The following is a 21619-nucleotide window of genomic DNA, read 5'->3' on the forward strand; positions in this document are numbered from 1 at the left end:
GTGGCGGCGGCAAGCCGGATGCGGCCTCGCAGGGGGCCTTCGGCGGCGCCCTGGCGGAAGCCTTTGCCAAGGCGGCGAACCGGAAGAAGTAAGTCGAGGGGCGGAAACCTTCGTCCATTCGAAAGATGTAGATAATGCGGCGCAATAATCCCCGGTAAATTTAGAGCCTTTTCAGCGTGGGGGATTATCCGGTAGGGTGTGGCCATCCGGGTCCGTTTGTCGGACCCAGTTTCCGTTCAACAGAACCGGAGGCGTGGATGATCACGCCCGCTACCCTGCATATCCGCTGTGGGTCGGACATCCGTGACAAGCTGGTCGCCGGCGGCATCGTCGGCGACTACCTGGAGTTTTCCGATCCCGTCTGCCAGGGCCCGCTGCCGCCGGGCATGGTGGACTCGGGCGATGCGCTCATCGAACGCCGCGCCCACTTCATCACCCGCGAATACGGCATGCCATTCGGCGAAGCGCGCCGCAAGCTGCTGGCGGAGTGGGACGGGCTGAAGCAGGCCCGCGACCGCGACCACCTGCTGCTGTGGTTCGAGCATGACCTCTACGACCAGGCCTGCCTGATCCGCCTGCTGGCGTGGTTCCGCCGCAACCCGCAGAAGGCGGGCGGCACCATGGCGCTGGTGACGCTCGACCGGCATCCCGCGGTGGATCGCTTCATCGGCCTCGGCCAGCTGGAGCCTGAGCATCTGGCGGCGCTGGTGCCGACCGCCCGACCGGTGACGGACGCGATGCTGGCCGCCGCCGCCACCGCCTGGAACGCCTTCCGCTCCCCCGATCCGGCGGAAGTGGCGGCGCTGGCGGCCGACGGCGTGGCGGAGCTGCCGTTCCTCGCCCCGGCCCTGCGCCGGCACCTGCAGGAACTGCCGTGGACCCGCGACGGCCTGTCGCTGACCGAGCGCCTGGCCCTGCGCGCCGCCGCCTATCAGGCGGCACCGCCGTCGGACCTGTTCCGCGCCGTGCAGGACATCGACCCGCAGCCCTTCCTCGGCGGACTGATGTTCGAGGCGGTGCTGCGCCGGCTGGAACAGGCGCCGCGCCCGGCCCTGCAGCGCGACCCCGACGGCCGCCTCGCCCCCACCCGCCACGGCGAGGCGCTGCTGGCCGGCTTTGCCGACTGGCTGGAGTCGACGACGCCCGAACACTGGGTCGGCGCCGTCGACCTCGCCAACGACCCGCCGCCGTGGCGGTGGGACGAAGACGCCGGCACGGTCGTCCGCTGACCACCGCCGCGACCGCACCGCCGCCGGCGCACCGCTTCCCGCGGGCGCCGGCGGTGACGTTTCAGCCCCGCTGCAGGTAGTTGACGACGCAGTGGATGGAGCCGGCGTCACAGGCCAGCATGGTGCAGTCCGGCATGCGGATGACGGTGAAGCCCAGTTCCTGAAACAGCGCCTCGTTGGCGTCGTTGACCCGGGCAAGCCGCGGTTCCCATTCACCGTAGCCCTGGCCATAGGTCGGCATCCACACCGTCTTCGACGTCTCCGTCACCTCCACGATGCAGTTGTTGTAGGAGGCGAAGAACCAGCGGCGTTCGCCCCGCTCGTTCCCCTCGTCGGGCGGGAAGTCCAGGTACATGAGCGGCAGCGGGTTGCGACGGACCACGTAGCCATAGGATTGCAGCTGGGTCTGGATGGCATCGAAGCCGTCCGCCAGGGCCTCCGGCGGCGTCTCCACCTCGTCATACATCAGGTCCTGCGCCTGGATCGGACTGCCGAGCAGCACCAGCGGGCTGTCGGTGGCCTCATCCCTTCCGAGCAGGGTGATGAACATGTCGATGTGGAAGATCGGCTGGTGGGTGCCCTCCAGATTGCCGAAGTAGACGGTTTCGTCATAGGGATGGCCGTTGACCATGATCTCCCGCGTCTGCTGGGCCGGATAGGTCACATCGGGCAGGCCGATGCGGCAGGGATCGCGGGTGCCGTCCACATAACGGTGGTAGAGATTGGTGATGTAGCCGTCGGCCCCCACTCCATGCGGGGCCGGCGGGATGGTGCCGTTGGTGATCAGCGCCTGCGTCTGGTCGATGGTGTCGAGGCCGATGCAATAGCGGCCGGCGTCGAACAGCAGGTTGCCGCCTTCGAAGGCCACCGGCGTCACGGCCCGTTCCAGCTCCAGCGCCTGATCGGCGGCCAGCTGGATGGGAATGGGGTCGTCGCTGCCCTGCGGCACCAGCAGCTGCGTCGGCGGGCGCTGTCCGCCGTAAACGGCGGGGATGAAAGGGTCCTGCACCCAGCCGGTGAGCGGCGGATCGCCGTCCTCGTTCTGCTGCCAGTCGACCAACGTCACCCGACCGTTGACCACCGGCCCCTGCAGCGTCAGCCACTGGGAGACGATCTGGCGCGCCTCCTCCTCCACCAGCACCACGAACGCGGTGTTGGGCATCTGGATGATGATGGCCTGGAAGACGGGCCACAACGGCGCGCTCATGGCGATCTCGTCGGAGATGGCGAGCAGCATGCGCTGGATCTGCCCGTTCACGGACGACGACGGTGCCGGGGTCGGCGGATCGGGCGGCAGCGCCGCCACTCCCGCCTCCACCCGGGCGCCGGGCGCTGGCGACGGCAAGCGCCGCTTCGCCGCGGTGCCGGTCAGGAACCGGGGGCCGAGGCCGTCCACCAGCGGGTAGGGCGACGGCATGAAGGGGAAGTCAGAGGGATTGGTCACGACGAGGACTCCACGCAACGGAAGAACCTCGCCACCTTGCCCGCCGCCTCCGCGGGCCGCCCCTGCCAGCCGGCAGGGTCAGGGGAGAATCAGTCGCCGCACGGCCACAGCCGCACCGGCCGGGCATCGCCGGCCGGGCGTTCGGCCCAGGCCGCCACCGGGGCGCAGCGGCCATCGGCACACAGCGTCATGGCGGCGGTGAAGTCGCTGTCGGGAATGACGATCTCCGCCACCGTGCGGTCGGGAGCATAGACGTACCAGCCATCCACCCGCCTGGCCTCCGGCGGCGGCTCCATGCCGGCGCCGGAGCCCTGCACGGCGGCTTCCGTCAGGTGCAGCCCGTCGGGGCGGACACGGTAGGACTCGCGCCAGACCACCTTTTCCACCGAATGGGTCCAGCTGAGGGTGAAGGCCGGCGCCGGCACCGCCGCCACGGGGGCGGCGGTGCCGAGCAGGCCGATGCAGAGGGCGGCTGCGGCCGCGCTCATGCCACCGCGCCGGGGCTCTGCTGCTGGCGGCGGCGGACGAACACCTGGAAGGCGATGAAGGACAGCGCCAGGGCGAAGCCGATCTCGTCGGTGATGGGCATGGCCACCACCAGCGTGAAGGCCGCCACCGCCGCCCACAGCCGTTCCCACCACGGCATGCGGACGAACAGGAAGCCGATGGAGGCCGCGCCCCACAGGCCGACCGATATGGCCGCCTTCAGCACCACGTAGGCGACCGCCGGCCAGTAGCCGATGGCCTCCGCCATGGGGCCGCCGTCCTGCAGCATCAGGGCCGGGGTGTAGACCGCCATGTAGGGCACCACGAAGCCGGCGATGGCGATGCGCAGGCATTGCAACCCGATCTTCAACCCTGGGGCCTTGGCTATGGGCGCGGCGGCGAAGGCGGCCAGCGCCACCGGCGGCGTCAGGTCGGCCAGGATGCCGAAGTAGAACACGAACATGTGGCTGACGATCAGCGGCACGCCCAGGTTCTCCAGCGCCGGCCCGACCAGCGAGCTGGTGATGATGTAGTTGGGGATGGTCGGGATGCCCATGCCGAGGATCAGGCACGCCAGCATGGTCAGCACCAGCGACAGGAACAGGTTGTTCTCGCCGACCGCCACGATGACGCGGGTGAAGTTGGTGGCGGCGCCGGTGAGCGTCATGGTGCCGATGATCACACCCACCAGGGCGCAGGCGACCGCCACCGGCAGGGCGTTGCGGGCGCCCTCGCCCAGGGCTTCCAGGCAGATGCGCAGGGTCTGGCGGCCGCCCTTGACCAGAAACAGGCCGCCCACCAGCACCGCGACGGTGCCGAGCAGCATGTAGGGCAGCATGTTGTTGTCGTAGGCGAGCCAGCCGACGACGCCGATCACCACCCAGAACACATAGCGCAGCGCCATCACCCGGAACCGCGCCGACAGCGCCGAGCCCATGATGATGATGGCAGTGAAGCCGAGGCCGACGGTGCCGGCAAACAGCGGCGTGAAGCCGGCGAACAGCAGGAACACCAGCACCGCCAGCGGCAGCAGCAGGTACCAGCTGCCGGTGATGGCCTTGCTGACGCTCGGCAGCTGGTCCTTGGACATGCCGCGCAGGCCGAGGCGCGCCGCCTCCAGGTGCACCATCCAGAAGGCGGTGCCGAAGTAGAGGATGGCCGGGATGATGGCCGCCTTGATGACGTCGACATAGGCGACGTTCAGCGTCTCCGCCATGATGAAGGCGACGGCGCCCATCACTGGCGGCATGATCTGGCCGCCCATGCTGGCGGTGGCCTCGACGGCGCCGGCGAAGGCGGGGCGGAAGCCCGACCGCTTCATCATCGGGATGGTGAACTGGCCGGTGGTGACCACGTTGGCGACGCCCGACCCGTTCACCGTGCCCATCAGCGCCGAGCTGACCACCGCCACCTTGGCCGGGCCGCCCTGGGTGTGGCCGACCGATCCGATGGAGATGTCGGTGAACAGCTTGATGATGCCGGCGCGTTCCAGGAACGAGCCGAAGACGATGAACAGGAAGATGTAGGTCGCCGACACATAGGTCGGGATGCCGAAGATGCCCTCGTGCCCCAGGTACATCTGGTCCACCACCTGGGCGAAGGAATAGCCGCGGTGATTGAGCGGGCTCGGCAGGTATTCGCCCAGCAGCGCATAGGCCAGGAACAGGGCGCAGATGATCGGCAGGGCGATGCCCATGACCCGGCGGGCCGCCTCGAACACCAGCACCACGGTGATGCAGCCGATGACGATGTCGGTCAGGTTGGGGTCGCCGGACCGCCAGATGATGTCGCCTTCAAACACCCAGTGATAGAAGGCGAGCACGAAGCCGGTGACGCCCAGCAGGGCATCGAACCAGAACTGCACGCCCTTGCTGGTGCGCATGCGCGCCGTCAGGATGAAGGTCAGCAGCAGCACGAAGCCGACATGGACCGAACGGACCACCAGCGTGCTCTGGGCGATGATGCCGGCGGCGGTGAGGATCTGCCACGTAGAAAAGGCGATGGCGATGAAGAAGATCAGCTTGCCGAGCAGCGTCGTGCGCTCGCCCAGGCTGATGTGCATGACGCCGGCGTCGGCTTCCCGCTCGGCGGGAGTGACGGGCTCGGAAGGGGTCCCGGTGGACATGGACTGTCGGTTCCGTGCTCTTAGGGCTGCGGGCAGCGGGATCGGCGGGAAGACGCTGACCACGGGCAACCGGCCGCGGTCGGAAAGCAGGAGGCGGCGGCCCGTTTCCAGGCCGCCGCCATCCCATGCGGATCAGGTGCGCCGCTTACAGGGCGCCCTGTTCCTTGTAGAAGCGCTCCGCGCCCGGGTGCAGCGGCAGCGGCATGCCCTTGGCGGCGGTGCCGATGTCGATGCCATTGGCGGCGGAGTGGGCGGAGACCAGCTCGGCCTTCTTCTCGAACATCTGCTTGGTCATCTCGTACACCACCTCTTCCGGCACGTCGGAGTGGGTGATGAGGAAGTTGATGATGGCGACGGTCGGGACGTCCTGGTCGACGCCGTTGTAGGTGCCGGCCGGCACGTTCTCGGCGATGAACACCGGCTCGCCGATCTTCTCCACCACATCGGCCGGAACGGCGACGATGGTGATGTCGGTGACCGAGGCGAGGTCGCGGATGGCGGAAACGCCAAGGCCGGCGGACAGCAGGGTGGCATCGATCTGACGGTTCTTCATCAGCTCGACGCTTTCGGCGAACGGCAGGTATTCCACCTTGCCGAAGTCCTTGTAGGTCATGCCGGCGGCGCCGAACACCTTGCGGGCGTTCAGTTCGGTGCCCGACTTGGGCGCGCCGACGGAGATGCGCTTGCCCTTCAGGTCTTCCAGGGTGGTGATGCCGCTGTCCTTGCGGGCGACGATCTGGATGAAGTTGGGGTACACGGCCGCCAGGCCGCGCAGCTTGTCCAGCTTGTTGCGGAAGCCCGCTTCCTCGTTGCCGGCCCAGGCATCGGCCACCGAATCGCCCAGCGAGAAGCCGACTTCACCGCGGCCCTGCTGCAGCAGGTTCAGGTTCTCGACGGACGCCTTGGTCGCCTGCACGCTGGTGCGGACGTCCGGAATGGCATCGGCATAGACCTTCGACAGCGCCACACCCAGCGGGTAGTAGACGCCGGAGGTGCCGCCGGTGAGCACGGTGATGAACTGCTCGGCATGCGCCATCGGCGCGGCCACCATGCTCGCAACGGCGACGGCCGCCGCCATCAGGGTCTTCTTCATGTAACTATCCCTCCCATAGGATAACGATACGGTTGTGCGGCTTCCCACGGCCACATACCAGAGCCCTGCGGTTGACTATATAGCCTTGAAGCATCTACGCCAACTGCCGAGCCGGCCGCGGGTTCCACCGCCCGATGGCAGAGGCAGCTGATCGGCCACAGGCCGGGTATCACCTTCTTAGGTAGTAAATCTGGGAAAAGCTCGTATGCCGCAGGGCATATGGCGCCGTTTGCGTCGTGCGGCAATCATGAGCATCCCACAGATCAGGCCCGAGTCGCCCATGCCGCCGCTGCCGCCCGCCCGCTCTGCCGTTGCTTTCCCTAGCGCCATGGCCGCACCCGGCGGCGACGCGCCGGCCTAGGGAGGGCGCCGCCATGGTCGACGACGACGGCAGCGACGGTCCCGACAGCGGCAGCGGCCCCGGTAGCGGCACCGCCGCCGGCTCCCGCTCCGGCCCCTGGCAGCCGGAACTCCCCCTCGCCTTCCCCGGCGGCAAGACTGTGGACGTGCCGCCGCTGCCGGTACGCATGGTCAACGAATTCGTCTACTGCCCGCGCCTCGCCTATCTGGAGTGGGTGCAGGGGGAATGGTCCGACAGCGCCGACACGGTGGAAGGCCGCACCGTCCACCGCCGCACCGACGGCAAGGCCGACCCCACCCCCGAACCGCCGGCCGAGGACGAACCGCCGGAGCGCATCCATGCCCGCTCCGTCTGGCTGACCTCGGACACCCTCGGCATCACCGCCAAGCTGGATCTGGTGGAGGGCGACGGGGCCCGCGTCGCGCCGGTCGACTACAAGCGCGGCAAGCGCCCGCATGTGGAGAAGCGCGCCCATGCACCGGAGCGCGTCCAGGTCGCCCTGCAATGCCTGCTGCTGCGCGAGGCCGGCTTCCAGTGCGACGAGGGCATCCTCTATTTCGCCGCCAGCCGCGAGCGGGTGCGGGTGCCGCTCGACGCCGACCTGGAGGCGGAGGCCCATGCCGCCGTCTCCGGCCTGCGGCTGATGGCGGCTAGCGGCCACATTCCGCCGCCGCTGTCCGACAGCCCGAAGTGCATCCGCTGCTCGCTCAACGCCATCTGCCTGCCGGACGAAGTGGGCTGGCTGCGCGGCCGCCAGTCGGAGCCGCGCCCGCTCGCCGCCGGCCGCGACGAGGCGCTGCCGCTGGTGGTGCAGGCCAACGGCGCCCGCATCGGCAAGTCCGAACACACCCTGGTCGTCACCCTGCGCGACGACGACACCGGCACCGAAAGCCGCACCGAGGCGCGGCTGGTGGATGTGTCGGAGGTGGTGCTGATGGGCAACGTGTCGCTCACCGCCCCCGCCCTGCACGAGTTGCTGCGGCGGGAAATTCCCGTCAGCTGGCACAGCTATGGCGGCTGGTTCCTCGGCCACAGCGTGTCGTCGGGCCACAAGAACGTGGAGCTGCGCACCCACCAGTACCGCGCCAGCTTCGACCCCGCCTTCTGCCTGCGCTTCGCCCGCGGGCTGGTGGATGCCAAGATCGCCAACGCCCGCACGCTCATCCGCCGCAATGCCCGCGGCGCCGACGGGGCGGCCCCGGCGGAGGTGCTGGACAAGCTCAGCCGCGACCGCAAGGCGGCCCTGGCGGCGCCGTCGCTGGAGACGCTGCTGGGGGTGGAGGGCTCGGCGGCGGCGCGGGCCTTCGGGTGCTGGGGCACGCTGCTGCGCCCGCCAGAAGGGCCGGTGCCCGCCTTCGACCCCGCCCGCCGCAGCCGCCGGCCGCCGGCCGATCCGGTCAATGCGCTGCTGTCGTTCCTCTATTCCATGCTGGCGCGGGCGTGGACGATCCGGCTTTCGGCGGTGGGCTTCGACCCCTTCCGCGGCTTCTACCACCAGCCGCGCTACGGCCGCCCGGCGCTGGCGCTGGACATGATGGAGCCGTTCCGGCCGCTGATCGCCGACAGCGTGGCGCTGCAGCTGATCAACACCGGCGAGATCAAGGCCCGCGACTTCATCACCGGCGGCGGCTCCGCCACCCTGACGCCGGGCGGCCGCCGCACCGTCATCGCGGCGTTCGAGCGGCGGCTGTCGCAAGAGATCACCCATCCGGTGTTCGGCTACCGCGTCTCCTACCGCCGCCTGCTGGAGGTTCAGGCCCGCCTGCTCGGCCGCCACCTGGCCGGGGAGATCGCCGAGTACCCGCACATCATCCCCCGCTGAAGCCCAGCGCCAGAGGAGACCGCCGCCATGGCCGACGACGAGCACCTGTTCGTGGTGAGCTACGACATCTCCGACCGCAAGCGCTGGCGCCGGCTGTTCAAGCTGATGCACGGCTACGGCGCGTGGCTTCAGTTCTCGGTCTTCCAGTGCCGCATGAGCCGCCGCCGGCTGGCGGAGCTGAAGGCGGCCTGCGACGAGATCATCAACCACAACGCCGACCACGTCCTGATCCTCGACCTCGGTCCCGCCGACCGGGTCAAGCCGCGGGTGGAAAGCCTGGGGCGCACGTTCGACCCAGTACCGCGCGAGCCGATCATCGTGTAGACTGCCACACGCGGCGGTACCCGCCCCGCAAACGCGAACGGCCCCCCGGCACCGCCGAGACGGGACTCGCTCGCGTGGCTCTAGAACATTGTGAAGGCGTGAGAATACCCGGGTGCGACCGGTTGCCGGCGAGGATCTCCGGCGTCGGCGCTCACCTCTCACCACCCCCGCTCGCGATTCTGCGGGAAGAGGGGTGAAGACCGGGAGGAAAATCCAACCGCCCTTCCCCCGCCATCAGAGCGGGGGCCTCATTGAAGCGCGGCGGGCTGCGGCCACCCCGGGCACGAGGCGCACGAGGCTTCCCCCGCCATCAGAGCGGGGGCCTCATTGAAGCCGGCGGGCCAGGATGTCGGCGGGAACGCCGGCGCGGGCCTCTTCCCCCGCCATCAGAGCGGGGGCCTCATTGAAGCCGCGAGTGCTCGCGCCGCTCAGCCAGCACCAGATTGCGCTTCCCCCGACATCAGAGCGGGGGCCTCATTGAAGCGCGACGCCCACCAGGAAGGTCCGCTCGTCCTTGCCGTCCTTCCCCCGACATCAGAGCGGGGGCCTCATTGAAGCTTGTCGCGCCGACCACAGCACCAGCCGGACCGGACCCTTCCCCCGACATCAGAGCGGGGGCCTCATTGAAGCCGACTGGCCGCCGCAACCGCGGGAGGCCCCGCATGATCTTCCCCCGACATCAGAGCGGGGGCCTCATTGAAGCCTGTCTGCGGTCGCTGGTCACTAACCGATGTATTGGCTTCCCCCGACATCAGAGCGGGGCCTCATTGAAGCCCCTTGCCTTCCGGGAGGCGGGTCGAAACCGGGAGACTTCCCCCGACATCAGAGCGGGGGCCTCATTGAAGCAGAGCGTAGACGCGCTGCGCCGGCGTGGCCGCCTCGACACCTTCCCCCGACATCAGAGCGGGGCCCCATTGAAGCCCGCTGTTCCTGGAATTGAGCGACGAGGGCGCCGAGTTCCTTCCCCCGACATCAGAGCGGGGCCTCATTGAAGCCGGACGGAGGCCCTGTGCCTGGCGGCCGTAAAGCAGAATGCTTCCCCCGCCCTCAGAGCGGGGGCCTCATTGAAGCGCGCAGACGGCATCCCATCGCAGACCGTTGAGGGTACTTCCCCCCACCCTCACTGCCAGGCCCTCATCAACCGCGCCTCACACCCCCCGCGTCGGGCCGGCGAAGTGGAGGGCGGAGAGGGTGCAGGGGCGGGGTTGCAGCAGGGCGTGGCGGAGGCTCGCCCACACGGCCGCGCCGGTCAGGCCCGGCTCGCCGGCGGTCTCGTCCCGGTGGGGGGCCAGGGGGGTCGGGGGTGGTGAAGTCGGGGGGATAGGCGGCGATGATGCGGAAGCCCTCCGGCCGCAGGCGGGCGCCCAGGATCTCGCAGAAGCCCGACAGGCCGTGCTTGGCGGCATAGAAGGCCGGATGGGCGGCGGAGGCGGTGAAGCCCGGGCGGCCGCACACCGACACCATGGCCACGATGTCCGGCGCCGCCGACCGTCGCAAGGCCGGCAGCAGGGCGCGCGTCAGCAGGATCTGCCCGGTCAGGCCGGCGGCCAGGGCGGCGGCGATGGCGGCATCGTCGGCGCCGTCGTCCAGCCCCCCTTCCAGCCACGGCGCCGCGCTCAGCACCAGGATGTCGAGCGGCGCCGGGTCGGCCGTCAGCGCCGCCGCGAAGGCGCGGATGGCCGCAGCGTCGCCCAGGTCGCACCCGTAGGCGCGGGCCGAGCCGCCGTAGCGGGCGATGTCGGCGCCGGTGCGGCGGGCGGCGGCCTCGCCGCGGGCGCACAGGTCCACCTGCGCCCCCTCCCGCGCCAGCCATACCGCCACCGCGCGGCCGAAATCACGGCCGGCGCCGGTCACCACCACGCGCTTTCCGGCAAAGGGCTCCATCGCAGGTCTCCTTGAGGATGGACGAGGAGCACCCGAGATAGATCCTCAACCATGGTTGAGGTCAAGGAGCAACCGATGAACCGCCGCACCCCCGCCGCCACGGTCCGCGAACTGACGGTGGGGGAGGTCTCGCGCCGGGCCGGCGTGCCGGTCTCCACCCTGCACTTCTACGAGGCGCGCGGCCTGATCCGCAGCGCCCGCACCGGCGGCAACCAGCGCCGCTACCCGCGCGAGGTGCTGCGGCGCATTGCCGTCATCCGCGTCGCCCAGCGGGCCGGCGTGCCGCTGGCGGAGGTCCGCGAGGCCCTCGCCACCCTGCCCGACGGCCGCACGCCGACGGCGGAGGACTGGGCGGTGCTCGCCGCCGCCTGGCACGAGCGGCTGGAGGAGCGCATCCGCCGCCTCACCCGCCTGCGCGACCTGATGGGGGCCTGCCTCGGCTGCGGCTGCCTGTCGGTGGCCGCCTGCCCGCTGCACAACCCCGACGACCGCGCCGGCGACCGCGGCCCCGGCCCCCGCTTCATCGAGGAGCCCTGAACCCCGCCGCCGAACACCGGCGGGGCGGTGCGCGTTGGCCTCTCGCACTCCTGCACCGCGACCGCAAGGCGAGGACCGGCCAATGCGCACAGAACTGTCCGTCAACGGGCGCTCCACCGTGGTGGAGGCGGACCCGCGGACCACCCTGCTCGATGCCCTGCGCCATCACCTGGGGCTCACCGGCAGCAAGAAGGGCTGCGACCACGGCCAATGCGGCGCCTGCACGGTGATCGTCAACGGCCGCCGCATCAATGCCTGCCTGACGCTCGCCTGCATGCACGACGGCGACAGCATCACCACCATCGAAGGGCTGGGCACGCCGCAGGCGCTGTCGCCGCTGCAGGCGGCCTTCCTGCATCACGATGCCTTCCAGTGCGGCTACTGCACGCCGGGGCAGATCTGTTCCGCCGCCGCCATGCTGGAGGAAATCGCCGCCGGCTGGCCGAGCCATGTCACCGACGACCTGGAGGCGCCGCCGCCGTTCTCCGACGCCGAGATCGCCGAGCGCATGAGCGGCAACCTGTGCCGCTGTTCCGCCTACCCCAACATCGTCGCCGCCATCCGCGATGCGGCGGCGGGGAGGACCGGGGCATGAGGCCGTTCGACTACCACCGGGCCACCTCCCCCGCCGACGCCGCCGCGGCCGCCGGTACCGCCGGCACCACCATCATCGCCGGCGGCACCAACCTGCTCGACCTCATGAAGCTGGAGGTGATGACGCCGGAGCGGCTGGTGGACATCAACCGCCTGGACCTGGGGGAGATCACCGCCGCCGACGACGGCGGCCTGCGCATCGGCGCCCTGGTGCGCAACGCCGACCTGGCGGCCGATCCGCGGGTGCGGCGGGATTATCCGGTGCTGTCGCGGGCCCTGCTGGCCGGGGCCAGTGCCCAGTTGCGCAACAAGGCCACCACCGGCGGCAACCTGCTGCAGCGGACGCGCTGCTACTACTTCTACAACACCGCCATGCCCTGCAACAAACGGCAGCCGGGCTCCGGCTGCGGCGCCATCGGCGGGGTGACGCGCCTGCACGCCATCCTGGGCGCCAGCCCCCACTGCATCGCCACCCACCCGAGCGACATGGCCGTCGCCCTGCTCGCCCTTGATGCGGTGGTGGAGGTGGAAGGGACGGAGGGCACCCGCCGCCGCGTGCCGCTATCCGGGTTCCACCGCCTGCCGGGCGACACCCCGCACGTGGAAACCGTGCTGCAACCGGGGGAGCTGATCACCGCCGTCACCCTGCCGCCGCCGGCCGGCGGGCGGCAGCTGTACCGCAAGGTGCGCGACCGCGCCTCCTTCGCCTTCGCCCTGGTCTCCGTCGCCGCCGTGGTGACGCTCGACGACGCCGGCCGCATCGACCGCGCGGCGCTGGCCTTCGGCGGCCTCGCCCACAAGCCCTGGCGCGACCCGGCGGTGGAAGACCTGCTGCGCGGCGAGGCGCCCTCCGACGCCCTGTTCGACCGTGCCGCCGACCGCCTGCTGGCCGACGCCCGCGGCCAGGGCGGCAACGACTTCAAGATCCCCCTCACCCGCCGCACCCTCAAGGCCGTGCTGGCCGAGGCGACCCGGGAGACTGCCGCATGACCACCTCTCTGCGCATCGACGAGCCCGACCACCGCAACCGCCTCGACCACATGGCCCAGGGCACCCTGGGGGAGCCGCTGGACCGCCCGGAGGGGCCGCTGAAGGTCACCGGCACCGCCGCCTATGCCGACGAATGGCAGCCCGAGGGCCTCTGCCACGGCGTGCTGGTGCGGGCCGCCATCGCCAAGGGCCGCGTCACCGCCGTCGGGGCGGAGGCGGTGGCGGCGCTGCCGGGGGTGCTGGCGGTCATCACCGACGACCGCCTGCTGCGCCACCCAGCCCAGGGCATGGCCGCCAAGGCACCGGCCCAGGGGCCGGACCAGATCACCTACTTCGGCCAGCCGGTGGTGGCGCTGGTGGTGGCGGAAAGCTTCGAGCAGGCCCGCCACGGGGCGGAGGCGCTGCAGGTCTCCTACGCCCGCGACGACGACGCCGTGCTCGACCTGGAAAGCCCGGACGCCCCGGTCGATGCGCCCGACGCCAAGCAGACCGCCCGGGGCGACCTCGACCGCGCCATGGCGGAGGCGGCCCATGCCCTGGATGTGGTCTATCGCACGCCGGGCCACGTCAGCGCCGCCATGGAGCCGCACGCCGCCATCGCCGCGTGGGACGGCGGCCTTCTCACCCTACGCGGCAGCTATCAGATGTTGCGCTTCAACCGGCTGGAACTGGCCGATGCCCTTGGGGTGGAGCCCGATGCGGTGCGCATCCTGGCGCCCTATGTGGGCGGCGGCTTCGGCTCCAAGCTTGGCATCTCGCACGAGGCAGTGGCGGCGGCCATCGCCGCACAGCAGCTGAAGCGCCCGGTTTCGGTGGTGCTGAGCCGCCAGCAGGTGTTCGGATGCACGATGCATAGAAGCGAGACGCGCCAGCGCATCCGCCTCGCCGCCGATGCCGACGGCCGCCTGATCGGCATCGGGCACGAGGCTCTGGTGGGCAACCTGCCGGGCGAGGCCTTCGCCGAGCCGGTCACCCAGGCGACGCCCTTCGTCTATGGCGGCGAGCATCGCGTCACCGGCCTGCGGGTGGCCCGCCTCAACCGCACCTGCGCCGGATCGGTGCGGGCGCCGGGGGAAGCGGTCGGCCACACCGCCCTGGAAGGCGCCATGGACGAGCTGGCGGAAGCGGCCGGCATCGACCCGGTGGAGCTGCGCCGCCGCAACATCCCGCCGCAAGACCCGGTGCGCGGGGTGCCGTTTTCCTCCCACACCATGGCGCGCTGCCTGGACCACGGGGCGGAGGCCTTCGGCTGGCACCGCCGGCAGCCGCAGCCGGGACAGGTGCGCGACGGCGAATGGCTGATCGGGCTCGGCATGGCCTCGGCGGTGCGGGTCAACATGGTGGTGGAGGCGCGCGCCCGCGTCCGCCTGACGCCCGATGGCCGCGCCGAGGTGGAAAGCGACATGACCGACATCGGCACCGGCACCTATGCGGTGCTGACGCAGATCGCCTCGGAAATGCTCGGGCTGCCCATGGACCGGGTGACCACCCGCCTCGGCGATACCGACCTGCCGCCGGGCTCCGGTTCCGGCGGGTCGTTCGGTGCTGCCTCCACCGGCACCGCCGTCTTCCTGGCGTGCGAGGCGCTGCGCCGCGACCTCTGCCACCGGCTGGAGTGCGAGGAGGAAGACCTGACCCTGAAGGACGGCATGGCGGTGGCCGGCAACCGCCGGGTGGCGCTGACCGAACTGCTGGCCGGGCAGACGCTCGCCGAAATCGGCCACGTCACCCCCGGCGCGGTGGCGAAGAAGGTCCGCCAGGCCACCTACGGCGCCTATTTCGCCGAGGTGGCGGTGAACGCGGTAACCGGCGAGGCGCGGGTGCGCCGCATGCACGGCACCTTCGCCGCCGGCCGCATCCTCAACGCCAAGACGGCGCGATCGCAGTGCCTGGGGGCGATGGTGTTCGGCATCGGCATGGCCCTGACCGAGGAACTGCTGTTCGATCCCCGCCACGGCCACATGGTCAACCACGACTTCGCCGAATACCACCTGCCGGTGAACGCCGACGTGCCGGCCATCGCCGTCGACCTGCTGGAGGAACGCGACCCCTGGGTCAATCCCATGCAGGCCAAGGGTATCGGCGAGCTGGCCATCTGCGGCGCGGCGGCGGCGGTGACCAATGCGATCTACAACGCCTGCGGCGTCCGCATCCGCCACCTGCCCGCCACCCCGGACAAGATCCTCGCCGGCCTGCCGTGACGGCGGGAGGCCCTCCCGGTCAGTCGATCATGGGGGCGTGCTGGTAGAGGGCATCGCGGAGGGCGGTCGGGAAGGCCCCCGCCATGCCCTCGAACGCCGTGTTGGTCAGTGCCACCAGGGAAATCCCGTTCGTCCTGTCGACGAACCAGGAATGGCCGTAGGCGCCGCCCCACTGCAGGGTGCCGGCCGCCTGGGGAGTGTTGGCGGCGGCGGGATCGACCAGCACCGCCCAGCCATAGCCGAAGCCCCACCCCGGCCCCTGCGTTTCCGCCTGCGGCCCGACGTGGTCCGCCGCCATCTCCGCCACTGTTGCCGGCCGCAGAAGCGGCTCGCCCTGGCGCCGGATCATCTCCAGAACGCGAAGGACATCCTCGGCCGTGCCAGCCATGCCGGCGCCGCCCGAGGGGTAGGAGCCTGGGTCCAGGATCCGCGACGGCGCGAAGGTCACAGCGAAGCCGTTGGCCGAGACGACGATGCCATCGGTCATCAGCACCGGCGCCGGGTCGCCATCGGCGTAGGCCTGGGTCAGCCGGTCACCATCGACGACCGCGAAGTCGGTGCTGTCCATTCCCAGGGGGGCAGTCACCCTCTCCCTGACGATGTCGGGCAGGCGCTTTCCTTCGGCCTTCTCCAGAACCGCCCCCAGCACATCCGTCCCCAGGGAGTAGCGCCACTGCGTCCCCGGCGCAAAGGCAAGCGGTGCGGCCGCCAGCCGGCGCAGGTTCTCCGCGAGCGATAGGCCCGGCTGATCAAGGCCGTCGGAGACGTTCAGCCTGTGGTACGGCCCATCCGGCGGTTCGAGAAAGCCATAGGACAGGCCGGAGGTATGAAGAAGCAGATGGCGCACGGTGATGACCGGCTCCGACCCGTCGGGCAGCGCGGGGCGGAAGTCGGGCAGCCACCGCGTCACCGGGGCGTCGAGGTCCAGGCGCCCCTCCTCCACAAGGCGCATGGCCGCCACGCTGACGATCGGCTTGGTGATCGAGGCGAGACGGAAGATCGCGTCGTCCCGCATGGGCACCCCCGCCTCGCGATCGGCAAGGCCGGCGGCGCGGCGATAGACCACCTCGCCGTCCCTGGCGACCAGGACGACGGCGCCGACAATGCGCTGTTCCGCCAGGGCGGTATCAATGACCTGGTCCAGTTTCGTGGCCAGTGCGTCGTCAACGGCGGCCTCCGCCGTGGCGACGGTGGCTGCAGCGAGGGCAAGGGCAAGGGCAAAGAGGCTGGTGCGCATGGCAGCATCACCTATATAAGGAACGATCACTCCTGATATCGCATCCGGCCGGCAAATTCCAGAGGGATCATTGTGAAAAATACCGAACGGCCCGCCCGCCCAAGGGGACGCCCCCGCGCCTTCGACCGCTCCGAAGCCCTGGCCCGCGCCGCCATGACGTTCTGGCGCCTGGGGTATGAGGGGGCGTCCATCGCCGACCTGACCGCCGCGATGGGCATAACGCCGCAAAGCCTCTATGCCGCCTTCTCGTCCAAGGCCGACCTCTATCGGGAGGCGCTGACGTGGTACCAGGAGACCATGGGCGCCTCGACGCGGCAGGCGCTGGCGGAAGAGGACGTGGTCACGGCCCTGGTGCGGGTGCTGCGGGAGGCGGCACGGGACTTTGCGGCCCCCGACCGGCCGCCGGGCTGCATGATCTCCACCGCCGTCCTGACCTGCGCGGTCGAGAACGATCCCCTCGCGCACCACGTCACCGCCTTGCGCACGGCCACCCTGGCGGCCATCGCCGACCGCATCCGACGGGGCATTGCCGACGGGCAGTTGAAGCCGGAGACGGACCCCGGCTCCCTGGCGCGGTTTGTCGGCGCCATGATCCAGGGGATGTCGGTGCAGGCGCGCGACGGCGCGTCGGAGGCAGAATTGTCAGCGATGGTGGACCACGCCGCCGCCGCCATAGGCCGCTACACGGCCTCCCGCGCGAAGTAGAGGTCGTGCAGGCGATCCAGGTTCACCTGCGGTGCCGGGCACGACAGCAGCACCTTGCCCGACCGCATCAGGTTGACGTCATCGGCCAGGGCGAGGGCGCGGTTGGTGTTCTGCTCCACCAGCACCACCGTCAGCCCCTGCGCCTTCAAGTCGGCGAGGATCTTGAAGATCTCGTCGACGATGACGGGCGCAAGGCCGAGGGAGGGCTCGTCTATGAGCAGCACCTTCGGTTCCTCCATCAGCCCGCGGCCCATGGCGACCATCTGCGCCTCCCCGCCCGACAACGAGCCGGCCATCTGGCTGCGGCGTTCGCGCAGGCGGGGGAACAGGTCGAACACGCGCTCCAGATTCTGCTTCCAGCGCGGCCGGCCGCTGCGGGGGTAGGCGCCCATCAGCAGGTTGTCGAGCACGCTCATGTCGGGAAATACCATGCGGCCTTCCGGTATCATCACCACGCCACGGTCGACGATGTCCCAGGTGCGGGTGCGCGCCAGGCTCTCGCCGTGCAGGGAGATGGCGCCGGAGGACGTCTTTACCAGGCCCATCATGGCGCGCAGCAGGGTGGTCTTGCCGGCGCCGTTGGGGCCGACGATGACGGTGGTGCGGCCTTCCTGCACGGTCAGGTCGACGTCCCACAGGACGTTGATGCTGCCGTAGCCGGCGCGCAGGGATCGGACGTCAAGCAGCGCTGTCACCGGTGTAGCTCCTTATGACGCGGGCGTCGTTAAAGACCTCGTCGGGGGTGCCGTCGGCGATAAGTTCGCCGAAGTTCAGCACCACGACGCGCGGGCACAGGGTCTTGATGGTCTCGATGTCGTGTTCGATGACAATCATGGTCAGGCCGTAGCGTTCCCGCACCCGCTGCAGGGTCCGGCCGAAGGCGCGCTTGGTGGCGGTTTCGAGGCCGCCCAGCACTTCGTCGAGCATGAGCAGGCGCGGCTCCACCGCCAGCGCCTTGCCGACCTCCAGCGCCTTCTGCTCGGTCAGCGCGAGGCCGTGGGCGGCGTCCACGTCCTGCTTGGCGGTCAGGTCGAGGAGGTCGAGGATCTCGTCGATGCGGCGCTCATCCGCTCGTCCGGCGCCGAAGCGCTGGGCGACCATCAGGTTCTCGCGCACCGTCAGCTCGTGCATGGGCTGCGGGATCTGGAAGGTTCGGCCGATTCCCTGGCGCGCCCGCCGCCAGTTGGGCGCCTTCAGCAGCGGCTTGCCGGCGAACTCCAGTCGCCCGGCGCTGGGCGTCAGCACGCCGGAGATGACGTTGAACAGCGTCGTCTTGCCGGCGCCGTTGGGGCCGATGAGGCCGAGCGTCTCGCCCTCGCCCATGGAGAAGGTGACGTTGCGCAGCGCCGCCACGCCACCGAAGTTCATCGAGACATCGTCAAGCACGAGCATTGCTGTCCTCCGTCGCTTGGGGTGGCGTGGCTTGGGATGCGGCCACGCCGGCCGTCGCACGGTGTGGGCGCGCGACCCCGAGGCGGGCGAGCAGCGGCATCAGGCCCTGCGGGCTGAGCAGGATCATGGCGCCCAGCAGCACGCCGAACACCAGCTGGTGGCCGCTCGGCATAATCTCCTTGAACACCAGCTGATCGAGCAGATAGACCACCAGCGCCCCCATGAGCGGCCCCCACACGGTGCGGTAGCCGCCGAAGATGGCCGCGGCGATGGGCAGCACGGTCCAGGTGCCTGAGAAAGCGTATTCCGGGTCGAGGAAGCTGATCTGGTGGGCGTTGAAGGCGCCGACAACGCCGGTCATGAAGGCCGACACTACCAGCATCACCGCCTTCAGGTGCGTCGACGGCACGCCGACCACCCGCGTCGCCAGCTCGCTGTCGTGCATGGCCCGGAGCGCGAGGCCCCAGGTGCTGCGGCGGATGGCGTGGTAGACCGCCATCCAGGCCAGCACGATGCTCAGGATCAGAAGGTAGGCGCCGGTCTTGCTGGCGAGGTCGAGGCCGAGGATGGTCGGGAAGCCGGGAATGCTCAACAGCCCGCGGGCGCCGCCGGTGATGGAGGAGAACTCCACCGCCAGGATCTTGAAGATGTGGGCATAGGCCAGGATCGCCAGAGCAAAGTAGGGTCCGCGCAGGCGCAGCGCCGGCATGGTGGCGAGGGAGGCCACGGCGGCGCCGATCCCGCCGGCGACCATCGCCGTCAGCACCGGCCAGCCGTGATCCATCACCAGCAGCGCCGAGACATAGGCACCGACGCCGAAGAAGGCCGCATGGCCGAAGCTGACGAGACCCCCGAGGTTGCCGAGCAGCGCCCAGGCAACGGCGATGCCGGCGATGGTCAGGGCGGCGATCACCAGGCTCATCACATAGTCCATGCCGCCGAACAGCAGCGGCACGCCGACATAGGCGACGGCCAGGAAGGCGAGCAGGAGGCCGGAGCGCATCACCATCATTTGCCCACCCCCTTGCGCCCGAACAGGCCCGACGGCCGCAGGAACAGAATCAGCAGGAAGATGACCATGCCGGTCAGTTCCTGCAGCGACGGCTTGGCGAAGGTGGCCGTCATGGTCTCGCCGACACCCAGGATCACCGCCCCCAGAAGCACGCCGGGAACCGATCCGAGCCCGGCCAGCACGGTGATGACGAAGGCCTTGATGGTCAGCCCGTGGCCAAGGGCGGGGAAGACGACGGACGCCGTGTAGAGCGCGATCCCCGACACAGTGGCGAGCACCGCCGAAACGGCGAAGGACATTGCCTCCACCCGCGCCGGGTTCACCCCCATCAGCATGGCGGCATTGCGGTTGGACGACACCGCCCGCAGCGCCCGTCCGTGCCAGGTATGGTTCAGCCACCAGTAGGTCGCCCCCACCAGGGCCACGCCGGTACCGAAGAACAGGATTTCGCTGTTCATACTGAACAGGGTGCCGGCGATCACCGCGCCATCCATGAACCAGCTTACGGAGGTGGAGCGGATGTCGGCCGACCATGCCATCAGGATCACGTTGGTCAGCACGATGGCGATGCCGAAGGTGAGGATGAGCGAATTCAGCTCGCGGTCGTGGCGGATGCGTCCGATCAGGAAATAGACCAGCAGAGCCGTGAGCCCCACCACCGCCAGCGCCACCGGGATGGCGGCAATGGGGTTGAGGCCGAAGCTGCGTTCCATCTCGAAGGCGACATAGGCGGCCAGCAGCACCAGTTCGCCGTGGGCCAGATTGATGATGCGCATGGTGCCGAACACCAGCGCGAGGCCAAGCGCGACCATGGCATACCAGCCGCCGGCCAGCAGGCCCGAATACACGGCCTGCAGCGTCAGTTCCAACATGTCCCGTTCCCAGCAGCCAGGGGTTGGACGGAAGGGCGAGAGGCAGGGAAGGTCCGGGGCCGGCGGGGCGCCGGCCCGGCTCCCTTACCAGGGCACGGCGGGGAACCTCTTGTCGGCGGTGGCCGCCTCGGCCGGCCAGACGATCTCCACCCGGTCGCCCTGGTGCTGGCCCATGCGGTGGGCGAAGTTGGGGTTGTCGCCCTTCTCGTTGAAGGTTACCTCGCCGATCAGGGTATCGGCCTGGATGGCCCGGAGCGCCTGGGCCACCGCCTTGCCGTTGGTTTCCCCCTTCTCTGCCGCCGCCACCACGGCGTCAATGAGCAGGCGCGTCTGCACATAGCCAAACTGGCCCAGGTAATCGGGCTCCTTGCCGTGCAGCGTCTTGTAGGTTTCCGAGAAGGCCACCGCCTCGTCACCCGAGAAGCTGACCGGATAGGGCAGCAGCGAGGTGCCGTAGACGTTCTGCATGAGGTCGTGAAATTCCTGGTTCATCTGGCTGGTGGCGAGCGACCACACCCCGACGACGGCCTTGGCCTCCGGCTTCAGCACGCTGGCGGCGCGGAGAATGCCGACATAGTCGTTCTCGTACCCGATCATGGCGATGGCTTCCGACCGGTCGCGCAGCTTCACCTTGTTCACGATCGACTTGAAGTCGGTGGTGGAGGCATCGAACTCGTGCGTCGCCACCTCCACGCCGGCGTCGATCAGGCCCTTCTGGACGAAGTGGGCCATCTCGTCGGTGGCTTCCTTGTTGGAGTAGATGATGGACACCTTCGCGACGCCCATCTCCTTCAGCAGGCCCAGCATGGCCTTGCCGTATCCATCGCTGTTGTTGATGCGGAAGAAGGTGTCGAGGCCGCGTTCGGTCAGTTCCGGCGCCACGCCGCCCGAGGTGATGTAGACAAGGTTGCTTTTCGCCGCCGCTTCCGAGGCCGGGCCGATGATGTTGGAGCCGTAGCCGCCGGTCAGTGCCACCACCCCCTGGGAGGCCAGCTTCTCGACCGCCGCCACCGCCTTGGCCGGGTTGCTCTCGTCGTCGATGGTGGCGAGCTTGAACTCGTGCCGGCCCGCCAGTTCCCGGTTGGCCATGTCGATAGCGACGGTGATGCCCTCGTGCATGCCGGTGCCGACCCGGGCCAGGTTGCCGGTCAGCGGCACCTGAGCGCCCAGAGTAAAGGTGTCCGCCTGCGCCCCGGTGCCGAGGGCGACGGAAGACAGGATGATGCCGGCGGCGACCCGGCCCAGAATGGTATCGAGTGTCATGCGCTTCCTCCGGTTCTTCGTCATCTGCCGGTCTTCGCCGGCGTTGCT

Annotated in this window: 19 protein-coding genes; 8 read left to right on the forward strand and 11 right to left on the reverse strand. The window is 69.9% G+C overall.

What is annotated here, in order from left to right:
• Positions 1–257: 257 nt before the first annotated feature.
• Positions 258–1229 carry a hypothetical protein gene (locus ABD056_RS11725; protein ID WP_343866839.1) on the forward strand — a complete coding sequence of 324 codons (972 nt, stop codon included), beginning with the start codon at positions 258–260 and terminating at the stop codon, positions 1227–1229.
• Positions 1230–1290: 61 nt separating this feature from the next.
• On the opposite strand, the gene ABD056_RS11730 is transcribed toward ABD056_RS11725, so the two are convergent.
• The 4 genes from ABD056_RS11730 to ABD056_RS11745 all read right to left on the reverse strand — a co-directional run bounded on the left by ABD056_RS11730 (position 1291) and on the right by ABD056_RS11745 (position 6377).
• Positions 1291–2673 carry a hypothetical protein gene (locus tag ABD056_RS11730; RefSeq protein ID WP_343866841.1) on the reverse strand — a complete coding sequence of 461 codons (1383 nt, stop codon included), beginning with the start codon at positions 2671–2673 and terminating at the stop codon, positions 1291–1293.
• An 89-nt stretch (positions 2674–2762) separates the two neighbouring features.
• Positions 2763–3161 carry a DUF1850 domain-containing protein gene (locus ABD056_RS11735; protein WP_343866842.1) on the reverse strand — a complete coding sequence of 133 codons (399 nt, stop codon included), beginning with the start codon at positions 3159–3161 and terminating at the stop codon, positions 2763–2765.
• A complete protein-coding gene (locus tag ABD056_RS11740; protein WP_343866844.1) occupies positions 3158–5284 on the reverse strand; it encodes a TRAP transporter permease in 2127 nt (708 codons plus the stop codon). The genes ABD056_RS11735 and ABD056_RS11740 overlap by 4 nt, the downstream gene beginning before the upstream one ends.
• Positions 5285–5429: 145 nt before the next feature.
• Entirely contained in the window at positions 5430–6377 is a 948-nt protein-coding gene (locus ABD056_RS11745; RefSeq protein WP_343866845.1) for a TAXI family TRAP transporter solute-binding subunit, read from the reverse strand.
• 374 nt (positions 6378–6751) lie between these two features.
• Here ABD056_RS11745 and cas4g/cas1g point away from each other — a divergent pair, with 374 nt between their 5' ends.
• Together cas4g/cas1g and cas2 are read left to right on the forward strand one after the other, a co-directional pair.
• The gene (gene cas4g/cas1g, locus ABD056_RS11750) at positions 6752–8560 is read left to right on the forward strand and encodes a CRISPR-associated endonuclease Cas4g/Cas1g (protein WP_343866847.1); all 1809 of its coding nucleotides are present in this window, start codon (positions 6752–6754) and stop codon (positions 8558–8560) included.
• Between the two features lie 27 nt (positions 8561–8587).
• Positions 8588–8884: a CRISPR-associated endonuclease Cas2 gene (gene cas2 / locus ABD056_RS11755; protein ID WP_343866849.1), complete on the forward strand. Its 297-nt coding sequence runs from the start codon at positions 8588–8590 to the stop codon at positions 8882–8884.
• A 1137-nt stretch (positions 8885–10021) separates the two neighbouring features.
• Here the strand turns inward: cas2 and ABD056_RS11760 are convergent.
• Entirely contained in the window at positions 10022–10768 is a 747-nt protein-coding gene (locus ABD056_RS11760) for an SDR family NAD(P)-dependent oxidoreductase (RefSeq protein ID WP_343866851.1), read from the reverse strand.
• Positions 10769–10843: 75 nt separating this feature from the next.
• Here ABD056_RS11760 and soxR point away from each other — a divergent pair, with 75 nt between their 5' ends.
• The 4 genes from soxR to ABD056_RS11780 all read left to right on the forward strand — a co-directional run bounded on the left by soxR (position 10844) and on the right by ABD056_RS11780 (position 15090).
• Positions 10844–11305 (forward strand): redox-sensitive transcriptional activator SoxR, encoded by a 462-nt coding sequence (soxR, locus tag ABD056_RS11765; RefSeq protein ID WP_343866852.1) that lies wholly within the window; start codon positions 10844–10846, stop codon positions 11303–11305.
• 82 nt (positions 11306–11387) lie between these two features.
• The gene (locus tag ABD056_RS11770; protein ID WP_343866854.1) at positions 11388–11900 is read left to right on the forward strand and encodes a 2Fe-2S iron-sulfur cluster-binding protein; all 513 of its coding nucleotides are present in this window, start codon (positions 11388–11390) and stop codon (positions 11898–11900) included.
• Positions 11897–12889: an FAD binding domain-containing protein gene (locus ABD056_RS11775; RefSeq protein WP_343866856.1), complete on the forward strand. Its 993-nt coding sequence runs from the start codon at positions 11897–11899 to the stop codon at positions 12887–12889. Before ABD056_RS11770 ends, ABD056_RS11775 begins: the two co-directional genes overlap by 4 nt.
• Positions 12886–15090, forward strand: a complete 2205-nt coding sequence (locus tag ABD056_RS11780) for a xanthine dehydrogenase family protein molybdopterin-binding subunit (RefSeq protein WP_343866857.1) — start codon at positions 12886–12888, stop codon at positions 15088–15090. The genes ABD056_RS11775 and ABD056_RS11780 overlap by 4 nt, the downstream gene beginning before the upstream one ends.
• 19 nt (positions 15091–15109) lie before the next feature.
• Here the strand turns inward: ABD056_RS11780 and ABD056_RS11785 are convergent, their stop codons facing one another.
• Positions 15110–16327, reverse strand: coding sequence for a serine hydrolase domain-containing protein (locus ABD056_RS11785; RefSeq protein ID WP_343866858.1), 1218 nt, complete (start codon positions 16325–16327; stop codon positions 15110–15112).
• A gap of 72 nt (positions 16328–16399) precedes the next feature.
• Here ABD056_RS11785 and ABD056_RS11790 point away from each other — a divergent pair, with 72 nt between their 5' ends.
• Positions 16400–17032, forward strand: coding sequence for a TetR/AcrR family transcriptional regulator (locus ABD056_RS11790; protein WP_343866860.1), 633 nt, complete (start codon positions 16400–16402; stop codon positions 17030–17032).
• On the opposite strand, the gene ABD056_RS11795 is transcribed toward ABD056_RS11790, so the two are convergent.
• The 5 genes from ABD056_RS11795 to ABD056_RS11815 all read right to left on the reverse strand — a co-directional run bounded on the left by ABD056_RS11795 (position 17008) and on the right by ABD056_RS11815 (position 21571).
• Positions 17008–17727 carry an ABC transporter ATP-binding protein gene (locus tag ABD056_RS11795; RefSeq protein ID WP_343866862.1) on the reverse strand — a complete coding sequence of 240 codons (720 nt, stop codon included), beginning with the start codon at positions 17725–17727 and terminating at the stop codon, positions 17008–17010. The two genes, ABD056_RS11790 and ABD056_RS11795, sit on opposite strands and share 25 nt — an antisense overlap.
• Entirely contained in the window at positions 17711–18424 is a 714-nt protein-coding gene (locus ABD056_RS11800) for an ABC transporter ATP-binding protein (RefSeq protein WP_343866864.1), read from the reverse strand. Before ABD056_RS11800 ends, ABD056_RS11795 begins: the two co-directional genes overlap by 17 nt.
• Positions 18411–19427 (reverse strand): branched-chain amino acid ABC transporter permease, encoded by a 1017-nt coding sequence (locus ABD056_RS11805; protein ID WP_343866866.1) that lies wholly within the window; start codon positions 19425–19427, stop codon positions 18411–18413. Before ABD056_RS11805 ends, ABD056_RS11800 begins: the two co-directional genes overlap by 14 nt.
• Before the next feature lie 5 nt (positions 19428–19432).
• Complete coding sequence (locus ABD056_RS11810) at positions 19433–20308, reverse strand: branched-chain amino acid ABC transporter permease (protein WP_343866868.1); 876 nt, start codon at positions 20306–20308, stop codon at positions 19433–19435.
• Positions 20309–20392: 84 nt separating this feature from the next.
• Positions 20393–21571 (reverse strand): ABC transporter substrate-binding protein, encoded by a 1179-nt coding sequence (locus tag ABD056_RS11815; protein ID WP_343866870.1) that lies wholly within the window; start codon positions 21569–21571, stop codon positions 20393–20395.
• Positions 21572–21619: the final 48 nt, after the last annotated feature.

Origin of the sequence: Caenispirillum bisanense, assembly GCF_039523075.1 — a bacterium.
Lineage (GTDB): Bacteria > Pseudomonadota > Alphaproteobacteria > Rhodospirillales > Rhodospirillaceae > Caenispirillum > Caenispirillum bisanense.

Coding starts and splice junctions, on each gene's coding strand:
- ABD056_RS11725 (WP_343866839.1), top strand. CDS start 258: ATGATCACGCCCGCTACCCTGCATATCCGCTGTGGGTCGGACATCCGT.
- ABD056_RS11735 (WP_343866842.1), bottom strand. CDS start 3,161: ATGAGCGCGGCCGCAGCCGCCCTCTGCATCGGCCTGCTCGGCACCGCC.
- ABD056_RS11740 (WP_343866844.1), bottom strand. CDS start 5,284: ATGTCCACCGGGACCCCTTCCGAGCCCGTCACTCCCGCCGAGCGGGAA.
- ABD056_RS11745 (WP_343866845.1), bottom strand. CDS start 6,377: ATGAAGAAGACCCTGATGGCGGCGGCCGTCGCCGTTGCGAGCATGGTG.
- cas4g/cas1g (WP_343866847.1), top strand. CDS start 6,752: ATGGTCGACGACGACGGCAGCGACGGTCCCGACAGCGGCAGCGGCCCC.
- cas2 (WP_343866849.1), top strand. CDS start 8,588: ATGGCCGACGACGAGCACCTGTTCGTGGTGAGCTACGACATCTCCGAC.
- ABD056_RS11760 (WP_343866851.1), bottom strand. CDS start 10,768: ATGGAGCCCTTTGCCGGAAAGCGCGTGGTGGTGACCGGCGCCGGCCGT.
- soxR (WP_343866852.1), top strand. CDS start 10,844: ATGAACCGCCGCACCCCCGCCGCCACGGTCCGCGAACTGACGGTGGGG.
- ABD056_RS11770 (WP_343866854.1), top strand. CDS start 11,388: ATGCGCACAGAACTGTCCGTCAACGGGCGCTCCACCGTGGTGGAGGCG.
- ABD056_RS11775 (WP_343866856.1), top strand. CDS start 11,897: ATGAGGCCGTTCGACTACCACCGGGCCACCTCCCCCGCCGACGCCGCC.
- ABD056_RS11780 (WP_343866857.1), top strand. CDS start 12,886: ATGACCACCTCTCTGCGCATCGACGAGCCCGACCACCGCAACCGCCTC.
- ABD056_RS11785 (WP_343866858.1), bottom strand. CDS start 16,327: ATGCGCACCAGCCTCTTTGCCCTTGCCCTTGCCCTCGCTGCAGCCACC.
- ABD056_RS11800 (WP_343866864.1), bottom strand. CDS start 18,424: ATGCTCGTGCTTGACGATGTCTCGATGAACTTCGGTGGCGTGGCGGCG.
- ABD056_RS11805 (WP_343866866.1), bottom strand. CDS start 19,427: ATGCGCTCCGGCCTCCTGCTCGCCTTCCTGGCCGTCGCCTATGTCGGC.
- ABD056_RS11810 (WP_343866868.1), bottom strand. CDS start 20,308: ATGTTGGAACTGACGCTGCAGGCCGTGTATTCGGGCCTGCTGGCCGGC.
- ABD056_RS11815 (WP_343866870.1), bottom strand. CDS start 21,571: ATGACACTCGATACCATTCTGGGCCGGGTCGCCGCCGGCATCATCCTG.